Consider the following 4,641-nt stretch of genomic DNA (forward strand, 5'->3'; position numbering starts at 1 on the left):
CTCGCCGATCTCGCAACCAATGACGAGCAATCGCCGCTGTTCGGCGCCGGCAATGCCGGCGTGATCGCGCGCGCCGGCAGGTTGATCCGGCGCGACGACGAAAGCCGCAGCGAGAGCTATTCCGAGATCCTTGCGCGGGCGGGCGTCACTGAGGTCGAGGCATGGGGCACCGGTGCGCCGAATCCCGCGGCGATGGAGGAATATGCCATGCATGCCCATGGCGCGGTGTTTGCGGAGGTGAAGGTCGATCCCGAGCTCGGCCAGATCCGCGTCAGCCGCATGGTCGGCGCCTTCGCGGCCGGGCGCATCGTCAACCCGCGTATGGTGCAGAGCCAGCTGTTCGGCGGCATGATCTGGGGCCTGTCTTTCGCGCTGCACGAGGAGGCGGTCACTGACCGCCGCACCGGTCGGATCATGAACGCCAATCTCGGCGAGTACCATATCCCCGTGAATGCCGACGTGCCGCCGCTCGACGTGATCACGGTCGAGGAGCACGATCCGCACGTCAATGCGCTCGGCATCAAGGGCGTCGGCGAGATCGGCATCACCGGCAGCGCCGGCGCGGTCGCCAACGCGGTGTGGCACGCGACCGGCGTGCGGGTTCGCCGTTTTCCGATTCGGATCGAGGAGTTGTTGACGCAGCCTTGAGGGTAGCGGGCGGGGCGAGACCTTCTCGCACCGCTGCTTTAGAACGTCGGCGGTGTGCAGGCCGAGATCACCTCGCACGGCTTGCCGCCGACGCAGCGGAAGCGGTGCGGGCGGCGGCTCTCGAAATAATAGGCATCGCCCGGATTGAGGATGCGGCGCTCGTCCTCGACGGTGACTTCGAGCTTGCCCGAGATCACGATGCCGCCTTCCTCGCCGTCATGGACGAGGTGGACGCGTCCGGTATCGCTGCCGGGCTCGTAACGCTCCTTCAAAATCTGGAGGCTGCGGCCGAACAGATTGTCGCCGACCTGGCGATAAGAGATCGGCTTCTTGCCGACCTCGGTCAGCTCCTCCGCGCGGTAGAAGATCTTGCGCCTCGACTCCGGCTCCAGTGCGAAGAACTCGGCGAGCCCCATCGGGATGCCGTCGAGGATGCGCTTGAGGGCGCCGACCGACGGGTTCATCTGGTTGGATTCGATCAGCGAGATCGTCGAATTGGTGACCCCGGCGCGCTTGGCAAGCTCGCGCTGCGACAGCTTGTGGCGCGCCCGGATGAATCGCAGCCGTCCACCGATGTCGACGCTCATGTTCCGGTCCTTGCGCTGGCCCTGTGTTGCAGGTGTTGCGGATCGCGCAAATATGGACCAGTCGCCCCAGTGAAATCAATGGGTTGTGGCGCAACAGAAAAGGACTTGTTGCGCTTTCCAAGCCGTGGCTCTGCTTGCGGGTCAGCAAAGGAGCGCGGCCGTGACCCTTCATCAGATTCCGAACACTATCAAGACCGACTCGTTCTGGATGCCGTTCACGGCCAACCGGCAGTTCAAGAAGGCGCCGCGCCTGTTCTCCTCGGCCGAGGGCATGCACTACACCACCGTCGACGGCCGCAAGGTGATCGACGGCTCTGCCGGCCTCTGGTGCGTCAATGCAGGCCACGGCCGCAAGCAGATCGCCGCCGCGGTCGAGCGCCAGCTGATGACGCTGGACTTCGCGCCGTCATTCCAGATGGGCCACCCGCTCGCGTTCGACTTCGCCGAGCGGCTCGCCGAGATCGCGCCGAAGGGCCTCGACCGCATCTTCTTCACCAATTCCGGCTCGGAGTCGGTCGATACCGCGCTGAAGATCGCGCTTGCGTATCATCGCGCCAACGGCCAGGCCAGCCGCACCCGTCTGATCGGCCGTGAGCGCGGCTATCACGGCGTCGGTTTCGGCGGCACCTCGGTCGGCGGCATGGTCGCAAACCGCCGCGCCTTCGCCACCCTGCTGCCGGGTGTCGACCACATCCGCCACACCCACGATCTCACCCGCAACGCCTTCGCCAAGGACCAGCCCGAGCATGGCGCCGAGCTCGCCGACGACCTCGAGCGGCTGGTGGCCCTGCACGGTGCCGAGACCATCGCCGCCGTCATCGTCGAGCCGGTGCCGGGTTCGACCGCGGTGCTGCCGCCGCCGAAGGGCTATCTGCAGCGCCTGCGCGAGATCTGCGACAAGCACGGCATCCTGTTGATCTTCGACGAGGTCATCACCGGCTTCGGCCGCCTCGGCACGCCGTTCGCCGCCGACTTCTTCGGCGTCACGCCTGATATGATGACGACGGCCAAGGGCATCACCAACGGCACCATCCCCTGCGGCGCGGTGTTCGCACACCGCAAGGTGCACGACGCCATGATGATCGGCCCGGAAAACGTGATGGAGCTGTTTCACGGCTACACCTATTCGGCGCACCCGACCGCCTGCGCCGCCGGCATCGCGACGCTCGACATCTACAAGGACGAAGGCCTGCTGACGCGCGGTTCGTCGATTGCCGAATATTGGCGCGATGCGCTGCATTCGCTCAAGGGCCTGCCGAACGTCATCGACATCCGCAATTGCGGCCTGATGGGCGCGGTGGAGCTGTCGCCGCGTGACGGTGCGGTCGGTGCGCGTGGCTACGACGTCATGGTCGACTGCTTCAATCGCGGGCTGTACTTCCGCATGAGCGGCGATTCCTTCGCGCTGTCGCCGCCGCTGATCGTCGAGAAGAGCCACATCGACGACATCGTCTCGATTCTTGGCGACGCCATCAAGCGGGTGGCCTGATAATTGCTCTCGCCGTTGCGAGTTGTTTCCTTGCAGCGGCGAGCGTGATGCCGCGGGAGTTTGACGAAGCGTGAAAGTCTTGATCCTCGGCAGCGGTGTCATCGGCGTCACCTCTGCCTACTACCTCGCACGTGCAGGCCACGAGGTGACGGTCGTCGACCGTCAGCCGGAGCCGGCGCTTGAGACCTCCTTCGCCAATGCCGGCGAGGTGTCGCCCGGCTATTCCTCGCCATGGGCCGGCCCCGGCGTGCCGGTGAAGGCGGTCAAGTGGCTGTTGATGAAGCACGGCCCGCTGGTGGTCCGGCCGAAGCTCGATCCTGTCATGTGGGTCTGGCTGCTCAAGATGCTGCGCAACTGCACCAGCGCGCGCTACGCGGTCAACAAGAGCCGGATGATCCCGATTGCGGAATACAGCCGCGATTCCTTGCGCGATCTGCGCCGCGACATCGGCATTCAGTACGACGAGCGCTCGCAGGGCACGCTGCAGCTGTTCCGCTACCAGGCGCAGCTCGACGGCACGGCCGAAGACATTGCCGTGCTCAAGCAGTACGGCGTACCTTTCGAGGTGCTGAGCCGCGAGGGCTGCATCGCGGTGGAGCCGGCGCTATCAGGCGTGAAGGAGAAGTTCGTCGGTGGGCTTCGCTTGCCGCAGGACGAGACCGGCGACTGCCACATGTTCACACAGGCGCTGGCCAAGCATGCCGAGGCGCTCGGCGTGCGCTTCATGTTCAACACCTCGATCGACCGCATCGTCACCGACGGTGCGCGTGTCAGCGGTGTCGTGACGGGTGCCGGCACGTTGCAGGCCGACGCTTACGTCCTTGCACTCGGGAGCTGGTCGTCGCGCCTGGTCGCGCCGCTTGGCATTTCGCTGCCGGTCTATCCGGTGAAGGGCTATTCGATCACGGTGCCGATCAAGGACGCTTCCGGCGCGCCGGAATCCACCGTGATGGACGAGAGCTACAAGGTCGCGATCACGCGATTGGGCGATCGCATCCGTGTCGGCGGCACCGCCGAAATCTCCGGCTATTCGGACAAGCTCTATGATGCGCGCCGTGCCACGCTCGATCATTCGCTGACCGATCTGTTCCCGCGCGGCGGCGATCTCGCCAAGGCGACATTCTGGAGCGGCCTGCGCCCGATGACGCCGGACGGTCCGCCCGTGATCGGCCCGACGCAATACGCCAACCTCCACCTCAACACCGGCCACGGCACGCTCGGCTGGACCATGTCCTGCGGCTCCGGCCGCGTGCTCGCGGATATGCTGTCGGGGCGGAAGCCGGACATCGACGTCAGTGCGCTGACGGTGGAGCGGTACAAGCACCGGTTCGGGTAAGGCTCTAACCGCTCGTCATTGCGAGCGCAGCGAAGCAATCCAGAGTCTTTCCGCGGAGACAGTCTGGATTGCTTCGTCGCAAAGGCTCCTCGCAAGGACGATGTGGAGGCGGCGCGCGTCGTCAAGTCCATCGCCGTCACCCTGATGCGTGAGCTGCGCGGCGCAACGCGCCACTCGCGCCTCAGGATGACGGGGTTGAGGGAAGGTTTACGCCCCCGTCACGCAATTCACCCACAGCACCACGGCCTTCGCGTCTTCCGCCGGATTCGAAAACCGGTGCGGCCTGCGGCTGGCGAAGCGAAAACTGTCGCCGGTCTTCAGCGACCACGTCTCGCTGTCCACCGTCAGCATCATCTCGCCTTCGAGCACGAGGCCGGCTTCCTCGCCGTCATGGGTGTAGAGTTCGTCGCCGGTGGAGCCGCCGGGCTCCAGATGCACCAGGAACAGATTGAGCTTGTTGTCCGCGCCGGCCGGGCTGAGCAGCTGTTTTGATACGCCGGTGCGCCAGAGCTTCAGCTCGGGCCGCTGCAGCCCGCGCGTCACCACCTGGTCGGAGGCGCCGTCGGCGCTCGGGCTCGCAC

Annotated in this window: 5 protein-coding genes; 3 read left to right on the top strand and 2 right to left on the bottom strand. The window is 65.7% G+C overall.

From position 1 onward, the window contains the following. The coding region (locus MOV75_RS28175) for a molybdopterin cofactor-binding domain-containing protein (RefSeq protein WP_247006985.1) at positions 1-648 on the top strand (648 nt) is incomplete at its 5' end. A gap of 38 nt (positions 649-686) precedes the next feature. Here MOV75_RS28175 and MOV75_RS28180 read toward each other — a convergent pair. Beyond that, entirely contained in the window at positions 687-1,235 is a 549-nt protein-coding gene (locus MOV75_RS28180) for a cupin domain-containing protein (RefSeq protein WP_018646206.1), read from the bottom strand. Between the two features lie 160 nt (positions 1,236-1,395). Between MOV75_RS28180 and MOV75_RS28185 the strand changes: the two genes are divergently transcribed. Continuing rightward, a complete protein-coding gene (locus MOV75_RS28185; RefSeq protein ID WP_247006986.1) occupies positions 1,396-2,724 on the top strand; it encodes an aspartate aminotransferase family protein in 1,329 nt (442 codons plus the stop codon). Between the two features lie 70 nt (positions 2,725-2,794). Next, on the top strand, positions 2,795-4,060 hold the full coding sequence (locus tag MOV75_RS28190) for a D-amino acid dehydrogenase (RefSeq protein ID WP_246931909.1): 1,266 nt from the start codon (positions 2,795-2,797) through the stop codon (positions 4,058-4,060). A 207-nt stretch (positions 4,061-4,267) separates the two neighbouring features. Here MOV75_RS28190 and MOV75_RS28195 read toward each other — a convergent pair. Further along, positions 4,268-4,641 (bottom strand): cupin domain-containing protein (locus MOV75_RS28195; protein WP_247006987.1); only part of this gene is annotated, 374 nt, incomplete at its 5' end.

Origin of the sequence: Bradyrhizobium sp. PRIMUS42 (assembly GCF_023006515.1) — a bacterium.
GTDB lineage: Bacteria > Pseudomonadota > Alphaproteobacteria > Rhizobiales > Xanthobacteraceae > Bradyrhizobium.